The sequence below is a fragment of the Streptomyces hyaluromycini genome (assembly GCF_002217755.1).
In the GTDB taxonomy this organism is placed as follows: domain Bacteria; phylum Actinomycetota; class Actinomycetes; order Streptomycetales; family Streptomycetaceae; genus Streptomyces; species Streptomyces hyaluromycini.
The window spans coordinates 144,316-163,106 of sequence record NZ_BCFL01000026.1 but is presented as its reverse complement, the minus strand read 5'-3'; the positions used below and the strand labels follow the sequence as shown (position 1 = coordinate 163,106).

The window sequence follows — 18,791 nt, the reverse complement described above, 5'->3', positions numbered from 1 at the left end:
CCCGTCAACGCCTCGCACAAGGAGACAGCCATGTCCGAAACCGTGGAACTCACCGAGGTCGAGCAGAAGTCCCTCGACGAGATCCCGCACCCGTCCCTCCCCGAGGGCTCCAGCATCTACGGCTCCACCAAGGTCTTCCCGGACTACCAGGCCGAGAACGGCGAGACCTACTTCACCCTCGTGCACGGCATCGCGCACGAGTCGTCCGTGTCCTTCGTGGCCGTGCTGCAGGCGACCCGCGCCCTGCGCAAGGGCTTCGAGACCGCCATCTACTTCTACGGCCCCGGCTCCCTCAACTGCCTGGCCACCCGCGGCTTCCCGACCACCGGGAACTCCGCGTTCCCCGGCGAGCACAACATCAACAACCAGCTCAAGACATTCATCGCCGAGGGCGGCAAGGTCTACTGCTGCCGCTTCGGCCTCTCCCTGCACGGCGCCCGCGAGGAGGACCTCATCGAGGGCGTCATCCCGACCCATCCCCTGGACGTCCAGGACGCGCTGATCCACTACGCGCGCAAGGGCGCCATCATCAACTCCACCTACCAGCTGTAAGGGGACCGGCATGAGCGTGGACACCGGCCCCACGGCGGTGGATGTGCGGATCACGACCCGCGCCGAACTCGCCCTGCACGGCGTGGCGATGGACGCCCCCGTACGGCGCCCGGACGGTGCGGGGCCCAGCGACGACGGCCATTTCCTGATAGGGCACGGTCTCGTCGACGGAGCCGGTGCCGCGCTCCCCCGCAACCCCGACAGCCCCTACTCGGTCCGCGACGGCAGGGTCTGGCTCGGCGACGAGAGCGGACACCTCACCGACACCGGCCTCACCCTCACCGCCGTGCGGCGGCCCAGGTTCTACGACCTCACCACCGCCGACGGTGTCCCCTACGAACACATCGCCCGCCTGCACGGTGCCGACGTCCTGGCCACCACCGTCGTCCAGACATGTGTCCGCTACGCCGAGGCCGACCGCTGCCGCTTCTGCACCATCGAGGAGTCCCTGCGCTCCGGCGCCACGGTCGCGGCCAAGACCCCGGCACAGCTCGCCGAGGTCGCCGAGGCCGCCGTACGGCTGGACGGCGTCCGGCAGATGGTGATGACCACCGGTACCACCACCGGCCCCGACCGGGGCGCCCGCGCCCTCGTCAGGTCCGTGCGCGCGGTGCTGGAGGCGGTGCCCGGCCTCCCCGTCCAGGTCCAGTGCGAGCCCCCCGGCGACCTCGCCTGGATCCGTGCCCTGTACGACGCGGGAGCCACCGCCGTCGGCATCCACGTCGAGTCCCTCGACGACGAGGTGCGCCGGCGCTGGATGCCGGGCAAGTCCACCGTCCCGCTGGCCGAGTACGAGGCCGCCTGGGACGAGGCGGTACGGGTCTTCGGACCCAACCGGGTCTCCACCTACCTCCTCGTCGGGCTCGGCGAGGATCCGGACGAGCTCGTCGCCGGTGCGGGCGGGTTGATCGACCGCGGGGTGTATCCCTTCGTGGTCCCCTTCCGGCCGATGTCCGGCACCCTCGCCGCCCGCGACGGGGCCGGCGCCCCGAGTGCGGAGGTACTGCGGTACGTCACCGAGGGTGTCGCCGCGAAGCTGCGCGCCGCCGGGATGCGCGGCGCCGACCAGAGGGCCGGCTGCGCGGCCTGCGGGGCGTGCAGTGTGCTGCGGACGGCGGGCGGCTGAGATGTATCTCGACGGCTCCAAGCCCGGCTCGGTGGCGGAGGAGGCGGTACCCGACATCCTGGCCCTGCTCGGCGACCGCAGCACGCTGGAGCGCCGTGCGCCCGCCTTCCGGATCGAAGAGGCCCGCTCCCGGGCCGACATGACGGCCTACCGACGGCTGCGCCGGGAGGTCTTCGTGTACGAGCAACGGCTCTTCGCCGGTCATGACGTCGACGACCGCGATGCCGACCCCCGCACCGTGGTGCTGGTCGCCAGGGACCCGGACGGTACGGTCGTCGGCGGAGTGCGGCTCGGTCCGGTCGCGGACGGCCCGGACATCGGGTGGTGGACGGGCGGGCGGCTGGTCGTGGCGCCCGGGGCCCGGGGGCCGCAGGGCATCGGCGGGGCGCTGGTGCGAGCGGCCTGCGCACGGGCCGAGGGCGAGGGCGCGCTGCGGTTCGACGCGACGGTGCAGACCCGCAACGAGCCGCTGTTCCGGCGGCTCGGCTGGCAACGGGTCCGCGCCGTCACAGTCGCGGACACGCCACATGTCCTGATGCGCCGGCCCATCGGCCGCGTCGCGGCACTCGCGGCAGGGACGAAGTCCGCGCTGGGGCCGCTCCTCGCGCCCTTGCGCGAGCCGGCGGTGCGCGCCTCCGCCGCACGCCCGGACGGCCGAGCCCCGGGCACCGGCGCCCGCGCCGTCCTCGGCGGCGACGGCTTCGTCGGCGACGACGGCGCCCCGGTCCCCGGCACCGACGTGATAGCGGCCTGCGACGCGATCGTGCCCTCCATGGTCGAGCGGGATCCCGACTGGGCGGGCTGGTGCTCGGTGCTGGTCAACGTCAACGACCTGGCGGCCATGGGCGCTTCGCCGGTCGGACTGCTCGACGCGCTGGGCGCGCGGGACGCCTCGCACGCCGCCCGGGTGCTCGCCGGACTGGCGCGCGCGGCCGAGGCGTACGGCGTTCCGGTGCTGGGTGGGCACACCCAGCTCGGTGTCCCCGCCGCCCTGTCGGTCACCGCGCTGGGCCGCACCCGGCACCCGGTGCCGGGCGGTGGTGGCCGGCCCGGGCACGCCGTCCGGCTCACGGCCGACCTGGGCGGCGGCTGGCGGCCGGGCTACCGGGGCCGCCAGTGGGACTCGACGACCCACCGTCGTACGGACGAACTGCGCGCCATGACGGGTGCGGTGGCCGCCGCCCGGCCGGCCGCCGCCAAGGACGTGTCGATGGCGGGGATCGCCGGCACCCTCGGCATGCTCGCGGAGGCCGGTGGCTGCCGCGCGGTCCTGGACGTGGCAGCCGTGCCCCGGCCGCGCACCGCGACCGCGGGGGACTGGCTGACCTGCTTCCCGGGCTTTGCGATGCTCACCGCCGACCGCCCCGACGCCCCGCCGCTCCCGGCGGGTCCCGCCATCGGTGCCGTGTGCGGCGAACTGACCACAGGAGAAGGCGTCGGGCTGCGCTGGCCCGACGGAGAGATCACCGAAGCGGTCACGTCCACGGTGACCGGGATGGGAGCCGCATGAGCGCCCTGCGTATGGCCGCCGTGGCCGCCGAATTCGGCCGCGACCTGGAGGAGGACTTCCGGATCGCCGCACGTCTCATCGAGGAGGCCCGGGAACAGGGGGTACGGCTGCTCGCGCTGCCCGAGGCGTGCCTGGGCGGGTACCTGCTGAGCCTCGACGACGCCGCGGAGCTCGACGAGGGGCCGCCCGCGCTCGCCCTGGACGGCCCGGAGATCCGCCGACTGGCCGCGCTGGCCGGGGAGATGACGGTCGTCGCCGGCTACTGCGAGGCCGCCGGGGGCACCCGGTACAACAGCGTCGTCTGCGTCACCGGCGACGGCGTCCTCGGCAACCACCGCAAGGTCCACCAGCCGCTGGGCGAGGACGCCAGCTACGCCTCCGGCGACCGCTTCCACGCCTTCGACACCCCGGTCGGCCGGATCGGCATGATGATCTGCTACGACAAGGCCTTCCCGGAGTCCGCCCGGGCCCTGGCCCTGGACGGTGCCGAGATCGGCTTGTGCGTCTCGGCCTGGCCGGGGGCCCGCACCAACGCGTCGGCCGACCTCGAGGAGGACCGCTGGAAGCGGCGCTTCGACCTGTTCGACCGGGCGCGCGCCCTGGAGAACCAGATCGTGTGGTTGTCGGCCAACCAGGCGGGCACCTTCGGGTCGCTACGCTTCGTCGGCAGCGCCAAGGTCGTCGACCCCGGCGGCGAGATCCTCGCCGACACGGGCGTCACGGCCGGCATCGCCGTCGCCGAACTCGACGTCGTACAGGCCCTTCTCACCGCGCGGCGGTCGATGGGGCACCTGCGCGACCGGCGGCCCGAGACCTACGACCTGTCACCGGGAGCAGTCACCGCATGAGCACGATCCGGATCGCGGCCGCGGCCGCCCATTTCGGCCGCGACCTGGAATTCGACCTGGCCCGCATCGCCAAGCTGATCGACGACGCGCGCGCCTCCGGCGCCGGACTGCTCGTACTGCCCGACGCCGCCCTCGGCGGCTACCTCGCCGACCTGCGCCACCCCGACCCCGAGGCCCTGCCGCCCGCGCTGAAGCCCGACGACCCGCTGATCCTCCAGGTCGCACGCCTGGCCGCCGAGATGGTGGTCTGCCTGGGCTACTGCGAGGACGCCGGCGACGAGCGCTACAACGCGGCCGTCTGCGTCAGCGGCGACGGGGTCCTGGGCCGCCACCGCAAGGTGCACCTGCCCGCCGGAGAGGTCGCCGCCTACTCCCCCGGCGACCGGTTCGACGCCTTCGACACCCCGGTGGGCCGCGTCGGCATGCTCATCGACTACGACAAGACCTTCCCCGAGTCGGCCCGTTCCCTGGCCCTGGACGGCGCCGAGGTCCTGGCGTGCCTGTCCGCCTGGCCCACCTCCATCACCAACCGCGCCCCGCGCATGGCCCAGGACCGCCAGGCCAGGCTCTTCGATCTGTACGACCAGGCCCGCGCCGCCGAGAACCAGATCGTCCTCGCCTCCTCCAACCAGACCGGCGCCATGGGCGGCATGCGCTTCCTCGGCCAGGCCAAGGTCGTCGGACCCGGCGGCGACATCCTCGCCCGCACCTGGTCCAAGGCCGGCCTGGCCGTCGCCGAGATCGACGTCGCCGCCGAGACCGACCGTGCCCGCCGGGTCCTGCGCCACCTCGACGAGCGTCGGCCCGCTGCCTACCGGGAGACCCCGTCGTGAAGATCGCGCTGCTCAGTTACTCCACCAAGCCCCGCGGCGGCGTCGTCCACACCCTCGCCCTCGCCGAGGCCCTGGCCGCGCTGGGCGAGGACGTCACCGTGTGGACCCTGGGCCGCGGCGGCGACGCGGGCTTCTTCCGCCCGGTCGCGCCCGCCGTAAGGCTGCGGATCGTGCCGTTCCCGGACGGACCGCCCGAGGAGGCCGTCGGCGCCCGCATCCTGCGTTCCATCGCCGCGCTCCGCGACGCCTTCGACCCGTCGCCGTACGACGTCGTCCACGCACAGGACTGCATCAGCGCCAACGCGGTCGACGGCCGCTGCGTCCGCACGGTCCATCACATCGACCACTTCACCACCCCCGAACTGGCCGCCTGCCACGAGCGGGCGCTCGTCGAGCCGCGGGCCCGCATCTGCGTCTCGCGGGCGGTCGCGGACGAACTCGCCGCGGGCTGGGGCCTGACGGCGGAGGTCATCCCCAACGGCGTGGCGTACGACCGCTTCGCCGCCACGGATCCGGCGGCCCGTGCGAACTGGCGCTCCCTCCTTGGCCGGTACGTCCTCACGATCGGCGGCATCGAGCCCCGCAAGGGCTCCCTCGACCTGCTGGAGGCCTACGCATTGCTGCGCATCAAGCACCCCGGTGCACGCCTGGTGATCGCGGGCGGCGAGACCCTCTTCGACTACCGCGACTACCGGGCCCGCTGGGAGGCACGGGCAGCCGAACTCGACGTGCGGCCCGTGGTGTTGGGACAGGTGCGGGACGCCGAACTGCCGTCCCTGGTGGCCGCGGCCGGGGCCTTCGCCTTCCCCTCCGTCAAAGAGGGCTTCGGCCTCGCCGCCATGGAGGCCCTCGCGGCCGGCGTGCCTCTGGTCGTACGCGAACTCCCCGTGCTGCGCGAGGTGTTCGACGGCGCCGCCCGGTTCGCCGACACGCCGCGGGACCTGGCCGCCGCACTCGACGCCGCGCTCACGCAGGACACCCCCGTGCACCGGGCGGCAGGCCGGGCACTGGCCGCTCGCCACACCTGGGACTCCGCCGCGCGGCACCACCTGGCGTTCTACCGGTCCCTCGGCTGACGGCCCGCCGTCGGACGGCCGCCGGCCGGCGGACCGGGCTCCGGCGCACGGCCCGGCAGCCGTCTGACGAGCCGGTTCGGCCCGCTAGACTCTGCCGGGTGGTGACGGCGGGTGAAGGGTACGAGTTCGGGCTGCTGGGGCCACTGAGTGCCTGCCATGGCGGGCGTGAGCTGGATCTGGGCAGTCCGCTCCAGCGCGCGGTCCTGGTCCGGCTCCTGCTCGGAGAGGGACGCCAGTGCGGCCTCCACCACCTCGTCGACGCGCTGTGGGAGGAGCCCCCCGGCAACGCGGTGCGCTCCGTGCAGACGTACGTCTACCGCATCCGCCTCTCGTTGGGCGAGGAACGCTCCCGGCTGGAAACCACGCAGGGCGGATACCAGCTCGGCATCCCGGAGCAGGCCGTCGACGCCCTGCGTTTCGAGCGACTCGTCCGTGAGGGCGAGGAACTGCGGGCCGCGCGGCGGACCGGCCCCGCCCTGCGTGCGTTCGACGCCGCGCTGGCGCTGTGGTCGGGGGAACCGCTGTCCGGCGTGCCCGGCCCCTACGCCCGGCGGCACCGCCTGCGCTTCGTCGATCTGCGGCTGAACGCCCGGGTGGGACAGTTGGAGTGCGCCGACGAGCTGGGTGAGCACGCCCGCGTGGCGACCGAACTGGTCTCACTGATCGCCGACCATCCGCTGCGCGAGGACCTGTACACGCTGCGCATGCGTGCGCTGTACCAGGCCGGGCGGACGGCGGAGGCCCTGGCGGTCTACGCCGCGGCCCGCGACACCATGGTGGCCGAACTGGGCATGGATCCGGGGCCCGAGCTGCGCGAGTTGCAGGGCCGCATCCTCAGCGGCGCCGAGCCCGCCCCCGTCGAGTCGCATGCCGGGGGAAGCCGCGCCGATGCCGCGCCGCCCACCGGTGGCAGGGCCTCGACCGGTGCCACAGCCTTGCCCCGTGCCGAGACCTCGACCGGCGGCACAGCCTTGCCCCGTGCCACGGCCCCGACCCGTGCCACAGCCGCGACCCGTGCCACGGCCGCGACCGGTGCCATGCCGTCCGCCGGTGCTTCCGGCGTGGCCGCGACACGGTCGGGGGGCCGGGGACAGCGCACCGAGTCAGGCGCTGCCGACGCGGCCGACCGGTCCGCGCCGGCGCACGTCGAGTCGGTCCCGGCCGGCGTCCGTCCGCAGCAGCTGCCTCCGGCGCCGGGCGACTTCGTCGGGCGGGAGCGGTTGCAGGAGCGGCTCCGGCTCGCGCTGCGGCCCAGCGGGGAATCGGTCGCGCTCGCGGTACTCAGCGGCATCGGCGGCGTGGGGAAGACAGCGCTCGCGCTGCGCGTCGCCCACGGCATCCGCGGTGACTATCCGGACGGGCAGCTTTATGTGGACCTGCGGGGTGACGGCGACCGGCCCGCCGATCCCGCGGACGTACTGGTCGACTTCCTCCTCGCGCTCGGCATGCCTGCCGCCGCGATCCCCGCGACGCCGACCGCCCGCGCCGGGGCCTATCGCACCCTGACCGCCGACCGCCGGGTTCTGGTGCTCCTCGACAACGCGTCCGACACCGCCCAGGTGACACCACTGCTCCCGGGCACATCCGGCAACGCCGCGCTGATCACGACCCGGCACCGCTCGCTCGTACCGCCGGGTGCGACGCGTTTCGAGGTACCGGTGCCCGGTCAGCAGGAGGCGGTGACCATGCTGGGCCGGTTCACCGGCGACGCCGAGATCGCCGCCGACCCGGAACTCGCGCTGGAACTGGTGCACGCGTGCGGGCAGCTGCCGTTGGCGCTGCGCATCATCGGGGCCCGTGCGGCGGCCCGTCCCGGACGCGGGCTCGGAGCGCAGTTGCTGCGCCTGCGCGCCGAGGAGCACCAGCTCGACGAGTTGCGGGCCGGAGGCATGTCGGTGGAGGCCACCTTCCAGGTCGGATACCGGGCCCTCGCCCCCGCCCAGGCCCGGGCGATGCGCCTGTGCGCGCTGCTCGACGCCGCCGACTTCCCGGTCGCGGTCGCGGCCGTACTGCTCGACCGGCCCGAGCAGGAGACCGAGGAGCACCTCGAACACCTGGTGGAGGCCGGTCTCCTCGAACCGCATTCGGCCGACCGCTACCGCTTCCACGATCTGGTACGGGCGTTCGCCGCCCGTCGTGCCGACCGCGAGGATCCCGTCGCGGATCGCGAGGCGGCGCTGGTCCGGCTGACGATGTTCCTCCATGCCACCCTGCTCCAGGCCATGAGCGCGACCGAGCAGGCCGGCTCGCTCAGCATCCACCTCTTCTCCGTGCCACTGACCGGACTGCGGTTCGCCGACGCCGAGGAGGCGCGTACCTGGCTGCTGGCCGAGCACACGCTGCTGGTCTCGGTGTTCTCCCGGGTGCTGCGCGACGTCCCGGACGCTTCACCGCTCGTCTCCGCCGCGCTGTCGGTGATCGCGTTGAGCGGACTCTTCGCCGGGCCCGCGCACCAGCGGGAACTGGAACGCATCACGGACCAGGCGGTCGCGGCGGCCGAGCTGGGCGACGACCCGCAGCTGAAGGGGCAGATCCGCCACATACGGGCCTGGCTCGCCTTCATCCGCGGCGATCTGACAGCGGCGGAAACCGATCTGCGCGAGGTCGTCCGGCGCGAGCGCACCCTCGACGACCCGGTGACGTTCTTCATGTCCGCCCGGCTGCTGTCGGTCGTACTGGCGGACCAGGCGCGGGCCGCGGAGGCCGTCGCGTTTTTCGTCGAGTCGGAGACCGTCGCCGGCGCGGAGGACGATCCGAAGAGCCCGTCGTACTTCCTGCGGCAGGTGGGCCGCTTGTTCACCGCACTGAGTTCGGACCGGGCCGAGGTCAACATCGCCGCGGCACAGCATGTGTACGAGGTGAGCGATCGCCTGCGGCAGGAGGCGGCGAAGCGCTGAACGTCCTCGCTCGACGGGTCGGCCCCGCTTTCACGCGCCGTCGACCGGATGTCGATCCGTGTGCGGCACGGTGATGCGAGAACGAACCGCAGCACCCCCTCGAACAGGTGACAGACATGCTCAAGATCGGTCTGGGCGCTCCCCAGTACGGATTGTTCACCGGCCCCTCCGCCATCTCCGGGTTCGCCGCCTCGGTCGAAGCGATCGGCTTCGACAGCCTCTGGGTGGGCGACCGGGCCCTGGTACCGGTGCAGCCCCGTGACCCCTATCCCGGCGGTGGTCCCGTACCGGAGGGGTTCCGCAACTTCCTGGACCCCGTCGCCACCCTGTCCTTCCTGGCCCACGCCACCCGACGGCTGCGCCTCGGGACCAGCACGCTCAACGCCCCCTTCTACTCCCCGCTCCTGCTGGCCCGTTCCCTGACGTCCGTCGACATCCTCAGCGAGGGGCGGCTCGACATCGGCTTCGGGCTCGGATGGTCGTCCGACGAGTACGAGGCCATCGGTGTGCCGTGGCGGGGGCGCGGGGCACGGCTGGAAGAGATCCTGGACGTGCTGGAACACGTCTGGTCCGGCACGTCGGCCGCGTACGAGGGGGCGCTGTGGACGATCCCTGGTGCGCACCTCGAGACGCTCCCCGTGCAGCGTCCCCGGCCGCCGGTGCTGCTCGGCGGTTTCACTCCGGCCACCCTGGAACGTATCGGCCGGCGCGCGGACGGCTGGGCGGGAGTCGCGCTGCCGGTCCCGCAACTGGCCTACGTCATCAGCCAGATCCGGCAGATCGCCGAGGCCAACGGGCGTGACCCGGACGCTCTGCGCACCGTCGTCCGGGTGAACCCCGTGGTGACGGCCGAGGCCGCGCCCGGCGACGCCGTTCCGCACCGGGGAACGGTCCTGCAGGTTTCCGACTACCTGCTCGCCGCCCATGCGGCAGGGGCCGACGAGGTTCTCGTCGACCTGCAGCAGACCGCGCGGAGCGCGGAAGAGCTGACGGACCTGGCACACCGCTTCCACGAACTCCTGCGCAAGGGCTAGGGAGCGCCAGGACACCGCCGACCGTTGGTCGGCCCAGGCATTCACAGTCGCCATCGCCCGGCTTTGCTGCCCGGCGGTTCCCCATCACACAGGTCGTACGACCGTATGCCCGCACACCCAGATCAAGGAATACCCGACCATGCCTGATGCAGTCAGCTCGAAGCCCGATGTCCACGACATGGTGGTGGTGCACCGCAGTTTCCGTCGATCGTGCGCGGATCTGCCGGACCTGGTGCGTGGGCTGCGGCCCGGTGACGCCGCGCGGGCCGCGCTGGTCGTCGACGCGGTGCGGTTCATGCTCATGGGCCTGGAAGCCCACCACGTCAGCGAGGACGAATTCCTCTGGCCCCGGCTCGCGGCACGGACGGCGGGGCAGGCCGAGGTGATCGCGCGCATGGAGGAGCAGCATCACCGGCTGGACAAGCTGGTCACGCAGGTGACGAACGTGCTGGACGAGCTGGCCGCCGATCCCCGGCAGCCTCTCCGCGAGCAGGTGGGGGCGCAACTCACCGAACTGGGCTCGGTGTTGAACGCGCACATGGACGAGGAGGAGCACACCATCCTGCCGTTGGCCGCCGAATGTCTGAGCGTCGCCGAATGGGAGGAACTCGGCGAGATCAGCCTGGCGAAGCTGGAGAAGAAGCATCTGCTGCGCGCCTTCAGCGCGTTGATGGCAGTAGCAACTCCCGAGGAGCAGCGCACGTTTCTCGCCAAGGCGCCTCTGCCCGCCCGCCTCCTGTGGCGCCTGTCCGGCCGCCGCTCGCACGCGCGTTGGGAGGCCCGCCTGTACGGGGCGTGAGCCGCGGCGTCTTGACGCACGCCGAAACGGAGGGCACGCTGATCGCGATGGATTCTGGAGTTGCGCAAGTCAGCGCCTGAGCGTGTCGGTGCAAAGTAGAGACGGTATTTCTCCTTTAGACAGCACAGCGCGCGCACAGCAGAGGCACTGACCAAGCGGAACGTCCTGGAATATGCATCCCCCTTCCGCGGAATCCTCTGCCACGTGCTCGTTTCCCATTCTCCTCAGGCACAGTGCTTCTTGGCGCCATTGTTCCGATGAGAAAACGTTGTCAAAGGAGCTGGATCGGGTCATGAAGGCGTCCGATGTCCTCATCAGCGGCCTGGGCGCCTTTCTGCCCGACCGGGTACCCATGGGATGGGCGGTCGAGCGGGGGCTGATCGACCCGGCCGCCGCGGAAGAATACGGAATCACGAGTGTCACCGTCGCGGGCGACATTCCCGCGCCCGAGATGGCGGTGCGGGCATGCCGGCAGGCGCTCGAACGGGCCGACCAGAATCCGGCCTCCTTGAGCTTATTACTCTATGTCAGCGTGTGGTATCAGGGTCCCCACGGCTGGTGTCCGCAGTATTACGTGCAGCGGCACACGGGCGCGGGCCGGGCCACCGCGGCCGAGGTCAGACAGGGCTGCATGGGAATGTTCTCCGCCCTGGAACTCGCGGCGGGTCATCTCATGGCCTCGGCCGAGCACGAAGCGGCGTTGGTCACCTCCGGGGACAACTTCACCTCGGAACTGCTGGAACGCTGGCGTTTCAGTCCGCATTTCGTGATGGGTGACGCGGGCTCCGCCGTCGTCCTCAGCCGGCGAGAGGGTTTCGCCCGGCTCAAGTCCGTCAACGCGGTCACGCTCCCCGAGTACGAGGCCATGCACCGCGGGCCCGAGCCCCTGTTCCCGCCGGGAGCCGGCCGGCCGGGGAAACTCGACTTCGGGGACTCCAAGCACCGCTGGCTGGACGGTCCGGACCGGGATCCGGCCGGCCCGCTGAAACTCGTGGCCGCACAGGACGAACTTGTCGGCCGGACACTCGACGAGGCCGGTATCACGATGGACGACGTCTCCCGCGTCGCCTATGCCAACGGGTCCCGGGAACGCGTCGAGGGACGCGCGATGGTGCCGCTCGGTCTGCCGATGTCCCTCTCGACGTGGGAACAGGGGCGCACCGTCGGCCATATCGGCGCCAGTGACCAGGTGGTGGCACTCGAACAGCTGCTGCTCTCCGGAGAGCTGCGCCGCGGCGACCATTTCCTGATGCTCGGCGTGGGGCCCGGACTGAACATCGCGTGCGCCGTGATCGAGATCATCGAGACTCCGCACTGGTCCTCCGCTCATCCGGCCACCGCTGCCTGAAAGGCGTGTCGTGGATTTCAGCCTGAGCGCTCTTCAGAAGGAGCGGTATGCGCGGATGAAGGCGGCCGCGCAGGAAATTCCCGCGGATTCCTCCGCCGCCGAATTCCGCCGGGACCGCTGGAAAAGACTGGCCGGCCTCGGACTGCTGGGCGCGGCCGTCCCCGAGGAGCACGGCGGTGCGGGACTCGGTGCTCTGGACACGGCTCTCCTGTACGAGGCCGCGAGCGAGGGCGGCGCGGACACCGGACTGCTCTTCGCCGCCGCGGCCCATCTCTTCGCCTGTGTCCGGCCGGTGCTGGAGTTCGCGCTCCCGGAGACCCGGAAGGCGCTGCTGCCCGCCCTGTGCGCGGGAGCACTGGTCGCGGGGAACGCCATGACGGAACCGGAATCGGGATCGGACGTCTCCCGATTGGCGACCCGGGCCACCAAGGTCGACGGCGGATATCTCCTCGACGGGGTCAAGAGCTTCGTCAGCAACGGGCCCGTGGCCGATATCTACGTCACTTATGCGACCACGGATCCGGAGGGCGGCTATTTCGGTTCCACCGCCTTCGCCGTGGACCGCGACTCCCCCGGTCTGGACGCCGGTGCGCCGCTGGAGAAGTCCGGACTGGCGGCCTGCCAGGCCGGGGAGGTGGTGTTCACCCGGTGCTTCGTGCCGGACGACCGGATGCTGGGCCGTCCCGGTCAGGGGCAGCTGGTGTTCCAGACGTCGATGCAGTGGGAACGGTCCTGCCTGTTCGCGATCTACCTGGGCCAGCAGGAGCGGCTCGTCCGGCGCTGCGTGCACCATGTGCGGGAACGGCGGCAGTTCGGGAAGCGGCTCGCCGACCTCCAGCCGGTCGCGAACCGGATGGCGGACATGAAACTGCGGCTGGAGAGCGGACGGCTGCTGCTCTACCGGGCCTGTGCCGAGATCGACGACGGCCAGGACCCCTCCCTGTGGGTCGCCATGGCGAAACTGGCCGTGTCCGAGGCCGCGGTCGCCACCGCGCTGGACGCCGGCCGGATCTTCGGGGGCCGTGCCTTCCTGGCGGAGTACGGGATCGAGGAGCAGGTGCGCGACGCCCTGCCCGCCACGACCTTCTCCGGCACGTCCGACATCCAGCGTCAGCTGATCGCCCGGGGGATGGGACTGTGAGCCTCTACAGCCTGGTGGTGGACGCTGCCGCCCGCACCCCGGACGCGCTCGCGGTCCACGACCTCGTCACCGGCCTCGGCTACGGCGCGCTCGACGCACGCGCGGACGCCTATCTGGCCGCGCTGCGCGGACGCGGGGTCCGGCCGGGCGACCGCGTCCTGGTGTGGACGGACAAGACGGCCGAAGCGGTGGCCGTAGCCCAGGCGGTCCTACGGTGCGGCGCGATCCACGTTCCCGTTGCGCGGGGCAATCCACGGGAGCGGGTCGCCCGGATCGCCGCCGACGCCCGCCCGGCGCTGATCGTCACGGACCACGCCGATCACGTCCCGGGCGCCGTCTGCGTACCCTGCCCGGATCTCCTCCGGGAAGCGGATCTCCTGCGGGAAGCGGCGTACGGCCCGGCCACCGCGCATCATCCGGTCCAGCTGTCCGACCCGGCGTACATCCTCTACACCTCCGGTTCGACGGGGACTCCGAAGGGCGTCTGCCTGAGCCACGGGAACGCGCTCGCGTTCGTCGACTGGGCCTGCCGGGAGCTGGACCTCACGGCGGCCGACCGGCTGGCCAACCACGCCGCGTTCGGCTTCGACCTGTCGGTCTTCGACCTCTACGGAGCCTTCCGGGCCGGCGCGTCGGTCCATCTCGTCGGCGAGACCCTCGCCCAGGCCGCGGGACCGCTGGTCGACTTCCTGCTGGAGCGCCGGATCACGGTCTGGTACTCGGTGCCGTCCGCACTGGTGCTCATGGCCGAGTACGGCGAGCTGCTGGAGCGCGGGCCGGGGGCGCTGCGCGCGTGCGTCTTCGCCGGCGAACCCTTTCCGCTGAAACGGCTGAAGGAGCTGCGCGGCGCGTGGCCCGGCGTCCGGATGCTCAACTGGTACGGGCCGACGGAGACCAACGTGTGCACCTCCTACGAGGTGACGGCCGCCGACCTCGCGCGCACCACGCCCCTCCCGATCGGATCGCCCGTCGCCGGAGACACGGTCTGGCTGGACGACGGCGAGATCCTGGTCGGCGGCCCGACCGTCATGCTCGGCTACTGGGGCGGGGAGCGCCAGGCCGGTCCGTACCGCACCGGTGATCTCGGCCGGTACGACGCCGGCGGTCTGCTGGAGTACCGGGGCCGGGCCGACGACATGGCGAAGGTCCGCGGCTACCGCATCGAACCGGCCGAGGTGGCCGGCGCGCTCGTCGCGCACGAGACGGTGCGCGACGCGGTGGTGCTCGTCGTGGGCACCGGCCTGGACGCGCGATTACACGCCTTCGTGGTCCCCGAGCCCGGCCGTGCGCCCGAGCTCGCGGAGCTGCGAAGGCACTGCGCGGTCTTCCTGCCGCCGTACATGACCGTCGACGGCGTGCACGTGGTCGGAGGCTTTCCCCGCACCCCGAACGGGAAGGTCGACCGCGCCGTGCTCGGCGGCCTGGTGGCGCGGGGAGTCCGCGCATGAGCGGCGGCACGGTCTGGGACGCCTTCTGGTCGACGCTCCCGGCCGAGCCCGGAACGGCCCTGTGGGACTCGTCGCCCCGGCTGACCGCGGAGCGGCATCTGCCGCTGTTCCGCGACCATGCCGACCCCTTGCTGCCGCTGGTCGACATCGGGTGCGGCAGCGGCCGGCAGACGCAGTGGCTGGCGCGGCACTTCCGGCGGGTCGTCGGAGTCGACATCGCCGGGGCCGCGGTGGAGCTGGCCGCCGCCTCGCACCCGGCGCCCAATGTCGCCTACCGCTGCGCCGACCTGCTCGACCGGGACACCGCGGCGGCGCTGCACGCGGAGCTCGGCGACGTCAACGTCTACATGCGCGGGGTGCTGCACCAGCTCGCCCCGGACGACCGCGGAAGGATGCTGGCGACGATCAGGTGCCTGCTCGGCGGGTCCGGGGTCCTGTTCGCCCAGGAGCTGACCGAGCGCACCGGCTGGTACGTCGCCGAGTTGCTGGCCGCAGGGGCGCACCTGCCGAAGACGGCCGGTCTCGCGGCCCACTTCGACTTCGGCGCCCGGGTCGCCCCCGCCCACGACGGGCGGCTGCGGCTGCTGTTCGAAGGAGACGGATTCGACGTCGTCGCCGACGGCGACCTGCCCCTGCACACCACGGAGCGCACGTCCGACGGACGACCGCTGGAACTGCCGACGAGGTACCTCGTGGCGCGCGCTCCGGCACGGTTCTCACCCCCGGAGGAAACATGACGGACCTTGATCGCGCGGTGCTGCTCGACCAGTTGCTCCGCTATGTGCGCGAGGAGCTCGAAGCGGGCGTGCCCGCCGACCTGATCACCCCCGACAGCCCGCTGCTGGAGATGGGGGTGCTGGACTCGGTCCGCACCGCACGCCTGCTGGCCCACATCCGGACCGCGTACGACGTCCGGGTGCCGCCCGTGCACATGACCGGTGAGCACTTCCGCACGCCGTCGACGATCACCGACCTGATCCTGCTGCTCCGCTCCCAGGCCGCCTCCCTCTGACTGGAGAACAGATGATTCACGACTACGACATCGGCGTCATCGGCGGCGGCCCGGCCGGTTCCACCGCCGCGTCCTACCTGGCCAGGGCCGGTCTGTCGGTCGCGGTCTTCGAAAGCGAGTTCTTCCCGCGGGAGCACGTGGGCGAGTCCCTGGTGCCTGCCACCACGCCGGTGCTGCTGGAGATCGGCGCCATGGAGAAGATCGAGGCGGCGGGCTTTCCGCGCAAGTACGGCGCCGCGTGGACGTCGGCCAACGCGGACGGGGTGGACCCGCTCGGCTTCCAGGTCCACGACCACGGCCTCGGTGCGGCCGACGTGCTGTTCAACGAACGCGACCAGTTGGGCGTCGACCGCGACTACACCTTCCATGTGGACCGCGGCCGGTTCGACCACATCCTCCTCAAGCACGCGGAGAGCCTGGGCGCGAAGGTGTTCTCCGGGGTACGGGTGCGCGGCGTGGACTTCGCCGACCCCACCCGTCCCGTGCTGCGGGTCGGGCTCGGCGGGACGACCGCGGAGGTGGCGGTGCGGATGGTCGTCGACGCCAGCGGACGCGGCACCCTCCTGGGGCGGCAGCTCAAGGTGAAGGTGCCCGACCCGGTGTTCAACCAGTACGCGGTGCACAGCTGGTTCGAGGGACTCGACCGGGAGGCCCTGGCGAACGACGAGAACCAGGCCGAGTACATCTTCATCCACTTCCTGCCGCTCAGCGACACCTGGGTGTGGCAGATCCCGATCACCGACACGATCACGTCGGTCGGGGTCGTCACCCAGAAGGCGCGGTTCAGGGAGGGCAAGGACGATCTCGAAGGCTTCTTCTGGGACTCCGTGGCCAGCAGGCCCCTGCTGCACGACGCGCTGAAGAACACCGTGCGGGTCCGCCCGTTCAAGGCAGAGGGCGACTACAGCTACGGCATGACCAAGGTGTGCGACGACGGCATGGTCATGGTCGGCGACGCGGCCCGGTTCGTCGACCCCATCTTCTCCAGCGGTGTCAGCGTCGCCATGAACAGCGCCCGGCTGGCCTGCGCCGACATCATCGCCGCCGCGGAGGCCGGCGACTTCGGCGCCGGCCGGTTCGAGAACTACGTGACGAAGCTGCGGCGCGGTGTGTCCAGCTGGTACGAGTTCATCTCCATCTACTACCGCCTGAACATCCTGTTCACCGCCTTCGTCCAGGACCCCCGCTACCGGATCGACGTCCTGAAACTGCTGCAGGGGGACGTCTACGACGAGCAGGAGCCGGCCGCGCTGACGGCGATGCGCGAGTTCATCGCCGCCGTCGAGGCGGACCCCGGCCACCTCTGGCACCCGCTGCTGGGCAGGATGAAGGTGTCCCTCAGCTCCCGGGCGCTGTTCTGACCGCGCCGTGGGCGGTCCTGTTCGACATGGACGGCACCCTCGTCGACACCGAACCACTCCTGCACGACGCCCTGCTGGCGGTGCTCGGCGCGGCGGGAGTACCGGCCGCCGCGATCCGGCCCGAGGAGCTGCGCGGGCGGGGCGTCGCCGAGAACCTGACCCGGCTCAGCGGTCTCGCGCGGCCGCCGATGAACACGGAGGAGCTGTACGCGCGTGTCAGCGGCCGCCTGCTGGACCGGCTGCGCCTCGGTATCGCTCCGCTGCCCGGAGCCGTCGGCCTGCTCCGGGCGCTGCGGCGGGCGCGTGTTCCGTGCGCGCTGGTCTCCTCCTCGTACCGGGCGTTGGTGGACGCCGTGCTGCCCTCGCTCGGCCGGGCGGAGTTCGCCGTGACCCTGGCGGGTGACGAGGTGCGGCGCCCGAAACCGGACCCCGAGTCGTACCGCACCGCCGCGGCCCGGCTCGGCATCGCACCGGGGCGCTGCGTGGTCGTCGAGGACTCGTCCGCCGGGCTCCGTTCGGGACATGTCGCGGGGTGTGTGACGGTCTCGGTCGCGCCGACGCCGGAACCGGTGGACCTCGGCGTACGGAGCCTGTCCGAGCTGACCGTCGAACGGCTCGCACGCCTGGTGGACACCGCCGCTCCCTTCCGATCTCCCACAGAAAGCGACGCATCGAGATGAACGAGCCCCGGCCCCCGCGCATCGAACAGGGCAGGACGCCCACGAGTCCCGGCCAGGGACCGGCATGAGGCCGCCGAACGTGTTCCTCAGCGGACTCGGTTGCTGGCTGCCGGCCGCCTACGCCGCGTCCGAGGCGGTCGCCGCGGGCCTGTACGACGCCACGGTCTTCGCCGAGAGCGGTCTGCGCAGCGTTCTGGTGGCAGGATCGGAGTCGCCGCCCGACATGGCCGTACGCGCCGCGCGGACGGCACTCGGCCGCTCCCCGGGCGGCGCCGCCGCGATCGGCACGGTGCTGCACGGCTCGACGTTCTACCAGGGGCCCGAGATGTGGTCGCCGTCGGCGTACGTCATGCGGGAGCTGGGCATCTCGGGGGCGGGCAGCACCGAGATCCGCAACGGGTGCAACAGCATGCTCACCGGTGTCGAGCTGGCCGCCGCCCTGCTGTCGTACCAGTCGGCCGAGCGGCCGGACATCCTGCTGACCACGGCGGACAACTTCAACTCGCCGTTGTTCAACCGGTGGGACAGCGGTCCGATGGGTGTGATCGCGGCCGACGCGGCCAGCTCCGTCGTGATCAGCCCGACCGCCGGCTTCGCCCGTGTCGACGCGGTCGTCTCCCGGGTCTATCCCGAGTTCGAGGCGATGGCGCGCGGGGACGAGCCACTCTTCCCGCCGACCGGGTCCGCGGGCCGGCGGATCGACACCGTCGAACGCGCCCAGCAGTTCAACGAACGCGTGCGGGAGATCGCCGGGGTGAGCGTCGCCGACGGCATAGCGAAGGCCTGCTCCGAGACGGCGCTCGCCGCCGTGGACGAGGCCGGCATCGACGTCGGCGAGTTGCGCTGGGTCCTCGTGCCCAACGGCGACGAGGCGACCACCCGGAACTGCATGATGGACCCGCTCGGCCTGGACGTCTCCCGGTCTCAGTGGGAGTTCGGCCGCGGGATCGGACACGCCTCGTCCAGCGACCAGTTCATCGCCCTCGACCATCTGCTGCGCACCGGGCTGCTCGACGCGGGTGACCACGTCCTGCTCTTCGGCGGCGCCCCGGGCTGGTCGGCCGTCGCCGTGATCCTCACCATCACCGAACCGCCGTCCTGGACCTAGGGGTTGACGATGCCGACA

At 72.1% G+C, this 18,791-nt stretch carries 17 protein-coding genes; all 17 read left to right on the top strand.

Annotation, left to right across the window (positions count from 1 at the left end; genetic code table 11):
* Positions 1–30 precede the first annotated feature (30 nt).
* The 17 genes from SSP29_RS34955 to SSP29_RS34870 all read left to right on the top strand — a co-directional run bounded on the left by SSP29_RS34955 (position 31) and on the right by SSP29_RS34870 (position 18,773).
* On the top strand, positions 31–552 hold the full coding sequence (locus SSP29_RS34955) for an MSMEG_0572/Sll0783 family nitrogen starvation response protein (RefSeq protein WP_089104900.1): 522 nt from the start codon (positions 31–33) through the stop codon (positions 550–552).
* A 10-nt stretch (positions 553–562) separates the two neighbouring features.
* Positions 563–1,678 (top strand): MSMEG_0568 family radical SAM protein, encoded by a 1,116-nt coding sequence (locus SSP29_RS34950; RefSeq protein WP_089104899.1) that lies wholly within the window; start codon positions 563–565, stop codon positions 1,676–1,678.
* A 1-nt stretch (position 1,679) separates the two neighbouring features.
* The gene (locus tag SSP29_RS34945) at positions 1,680–3,188 is read left to right on the top strand and encodes an MSMEG_0567/sll0787 family protein (protein ID WP_089104898.1); all 1,509 of its coding nucleotides are present in this window, start codon (positions 1,680–1,682) and stop codon (positions 3,186–3,188) included.
* The gene (locus SSP29_RS34940) at positions 3,185–4,036 is read left to right on the top strand and encodes a carbon-nitrogen hydrolase family protein (protein ID WP_089104897.1); all 852 of its coding nucleotides are present in this window, start codon (positions 3,185–3,187) and stop codon (positions 4,034–4,036) included. Before SSP29_RS34945 ends, SSP29_RS34940 begins: the two co-directional genes overlap by 4 nt.
* Entirely contained in the window at positions 4,033–4,869 is an 837-nt protein-coding gene (locus tag SSP29_RS34935; RefSeq protein ID WP_089104896.1) for a carbon-nitrogen hydrolase family protein, read from the top strand. The genes SSP29_RS34940 and SSP29_RS34935 overlap by 4 nt, the downstream gene beginning before the upstream one ends.
* Positions 4,866–5,945, top strand: coding sequence for an MSMEG_0565 family glycosyltransferase (locus SSP29_RS34930; RefSeq protein WP_089104895.1), 1,080 nt, complete (start codon positions 4,866–4,868; stop codon positions 5,943–5,945). The genes SSP29_RS34935 and SSP29_RS34930 overlap by 4 nt, the downstream gene beginning before the upstream one ends.
* A 101-nt stretch (positions 5,946–6,046) precedes the next feature.
* Positions 6,047–8,842, top strand: coding sequence for an AfsR/SARP family transcriptional regulator (locus tag SSP29_RS34920; protein WP_245883391.1), 2,796 nt, complete (start codon positions 6,047–6,049; stop codon positions 8,840–8,842).
* Between the two features lie 116 nt (positions 8,843–8,958).
* Positions 8,959–9,876 carry a TIGR03619 family F420-dependent LLM class oxidoreductase gene (locus SSP29_RS34915; protein WP_089104894.1) on the top strand — a complete coding sequence of 306 codons (918 nt, stop codon included), beginning with the start codon at positions 8,959–8,961 and terminating at the stop codon, positions 9,874–9,876.
* A 139-nt stretch (positions 9,877–10,015) separates the two neighbouring features.
* Positions 10,016–10,675 carry a hemerythrin domain-containing protein gene (locus tag SSP29_RS34910; RefSeq protein ID WP_089104893.1) on the top strand — a complete coding sequence of 220 codons (660 nt, stop codon included), beginning with the start codon at positions 10,016–10,018 and terminating at the stop codon, positions 10,673–10,675.
* Between the two features lie 292 nt (positions 10,676–10,967).
* Positions 10,968–12,023: a ketoacyl-ACP synthase III family protein gene (locus tag SSP29_RS34905; protein ID WP_089104892.1), complete on the top strand. Its 1,056-nt coding sequence runs from the start codon at positions 10,968–10,970 to the stop codon at positions 12,021–12,023.
* A gap of 10 nt (positions 12,024–12,033) precedes the next feature.
* Positions 12,034–13,164 carry an acyl-CoA dehydrogenase family protein gene (locus SSP29_RS34900; protein ID WP_089104891.1) on the top strand — a complete coding sequence of 377 codons (1,131 nt, stop codon included), beginning with the start codon at positions 12,034–12,036 and terminating at the stop codon, positions 13,162–13,164.
* Positions 13,161–14,612: an AMP-binding protein gene (locus tag SSP29_RS34895; protein WP_089104890.1), complete on the top strand. Its 1,452-nt coding sequence runs from the start codon at positions 13,161–13,163 to the stop codon at positions 14,610–14,612. The genes SSP29_RS34900 and SSP29_RS34895 overlap by 4 nt, the downstream gene beginning before the upstream one ends.
* On the top strand, positions 14,609–15,349 hold the full coding sequence (locus SSP29_RS34890; protein ID WP_089104889.1) for a class I SAM-dependent methyltransferase: 741 nt from the start codon (positions 14,609–14,611) through the stop codon (positions 15,347–15,349). Before SSP29_RS34895 ends, SSP29_RS34890 begins: the two co-directional genes overlap by 4 nt.
* Positions 15,346–15,624: an acyl carrier protein gene (locus SSP29_RS34885; RefSeq protein WP_089104888.1), complete on the top strand. Its 279-nt coding sequence runs from the start codon at positions 15,346–15,348 to the stop codon at positions 15,622–15,624. The genes SSP29_RS34890 and SSP29_RS34885 overlap by 4 nt, the downstream gene beginning before the upstream one ends.
* An 11-nt stretch (positions 15,625–15,635) precedes the next feature.
* Positions 15,636–16,985, top strand: a complete 1,350-nt coding sequence (locus tag SSP29_RS34880; RefSeq protein WP_089104887.1) for an NAD(P)/FAD-dependent oxidoreductase — start codon at positions 15,636–15,638, stop codon at positions 16,983–16,985.
* Positions 16,928–17,665, top strand: coding sequence for an HAD family hydrolase (locus SSP29_RS34875; RefSeq protein ID WP_275539779.1), 738 nt, complete (start codon positions 16,928–16,930; stop codon positions 17,663–17,665). The genes SSP29_RS34880 and SSP29_RS34875 overlap by 58 nt, the downstream gene beginning before the upstream one ends.
* A gap of 64 nt (positions 17,666–17,729) precedes the next feature.
* Positions 17,730–18,773 carry a ketoacyl-ACP synthase III family protein gene (locus SSP29_RS34870; protein WP_089104885.1) on the top strand — a complete coding sequence of 348 codons (1,044 nt, stop codon included), beginning with the start codon at positions 17,730–17,732 and terminating at the stop codon, positions 18,771–18,773.
* Positions 18,774–18,791 lie beyond the last annotated feature (18 nt).

What these genes read in the sequence shown, in the direction of transcription:
- SSP29_RS34955 (WP_089104900.1), top strand. Translation starts at nt 31, where the DNA reads ATGTCCGAAACCGTGGAACTCACCGAGGTCGAGCAGAAGTCCCTCGAC.
- SSP29_RS34950 (WP_089104899.1), top strand. Translation starts at nt 563, where the DNA reads ATGAGCGTGGACACCGGCCCCACGGCGGTGGATGTGCGGATCACGACC.
- SSP29_RS34945 (WP_089104898.1), top strand. Translation starts at nt 1,680, where the DNA reads ATGTATCTCGACGGCTCCAAGCCCGGCTCGGTGGCGGAGGAGGCGGTA.
- SSP29_RS34940 (WP_089104897.1), top strand. Translation starts at nt 3,185, where the DNA reads ATGAGCGCCCTGCGTATGGCCGCCGTGGCCGCCGAATTCGGCCGCGAC.
- SSP29_RS34935 (WP_089104896.1), top strand. Translation starts at nt 4,033, where the DNA reads ATGAGCACGATCCGGATCGCGGCCGCGGCCGCCCATTTCGGCCGCGAC.
- SSP29_RS34915 (WP_089104894.1), top strand. Translation starts at nt 8,959, where the DNA reads ATGCTCAAGATCGGTCTGGGCGCTCCCCAGTACGGATTGTTCACCGGC.
- SSP29_RS34910 (WP_089104893.1), top strand. Translation starts at nt 10,016, where the DNA reads ATGCCTGATGCAGTCAGCTCGAAGCCCGATGTCCACGACATGGTGGTG.
- SSP29_RS34905 (WP_089104892.1), top strand. Translation starts at nt 10,968, where the DNA reads ATGAAGGCGTCCGATGTCCTCATCAGCGGCCTGGGCGCCTTTCTGCCC.
- SSP29_RS34890 (WP_089104889.1), top strand. Translation starts at nt 14,609, where the DNA reads ATGAGCGGCGGCACGGTCTGGGACGCCTTCTGGTCGACGCTCCCGGCC.
- SSP29_RS34885 (WP_089104888.1), top strand. Translation starts at nt 15,346, where the DNA reads ATGACGGACCTTGATCGCGCGGTGCTGCTCGACCAGTTGCTCCGCTAT.
- SSP29_RS34880 (WP_089104887.1), top strand. Translation starts at nt 15,636, where the DNA reads ATGATTCACGACTACGACATCGGCGTCATCGGCGGCGGCCCGGCCGGT.
- SSP29_RS34870 (WP_089104885.1), top strand. Translation starts at nt 17,730, where the DNA reads ATGAGGCCGCCGAACGTGTTCCTCAGCGGACTCGGTTGCTGGCTGCCG.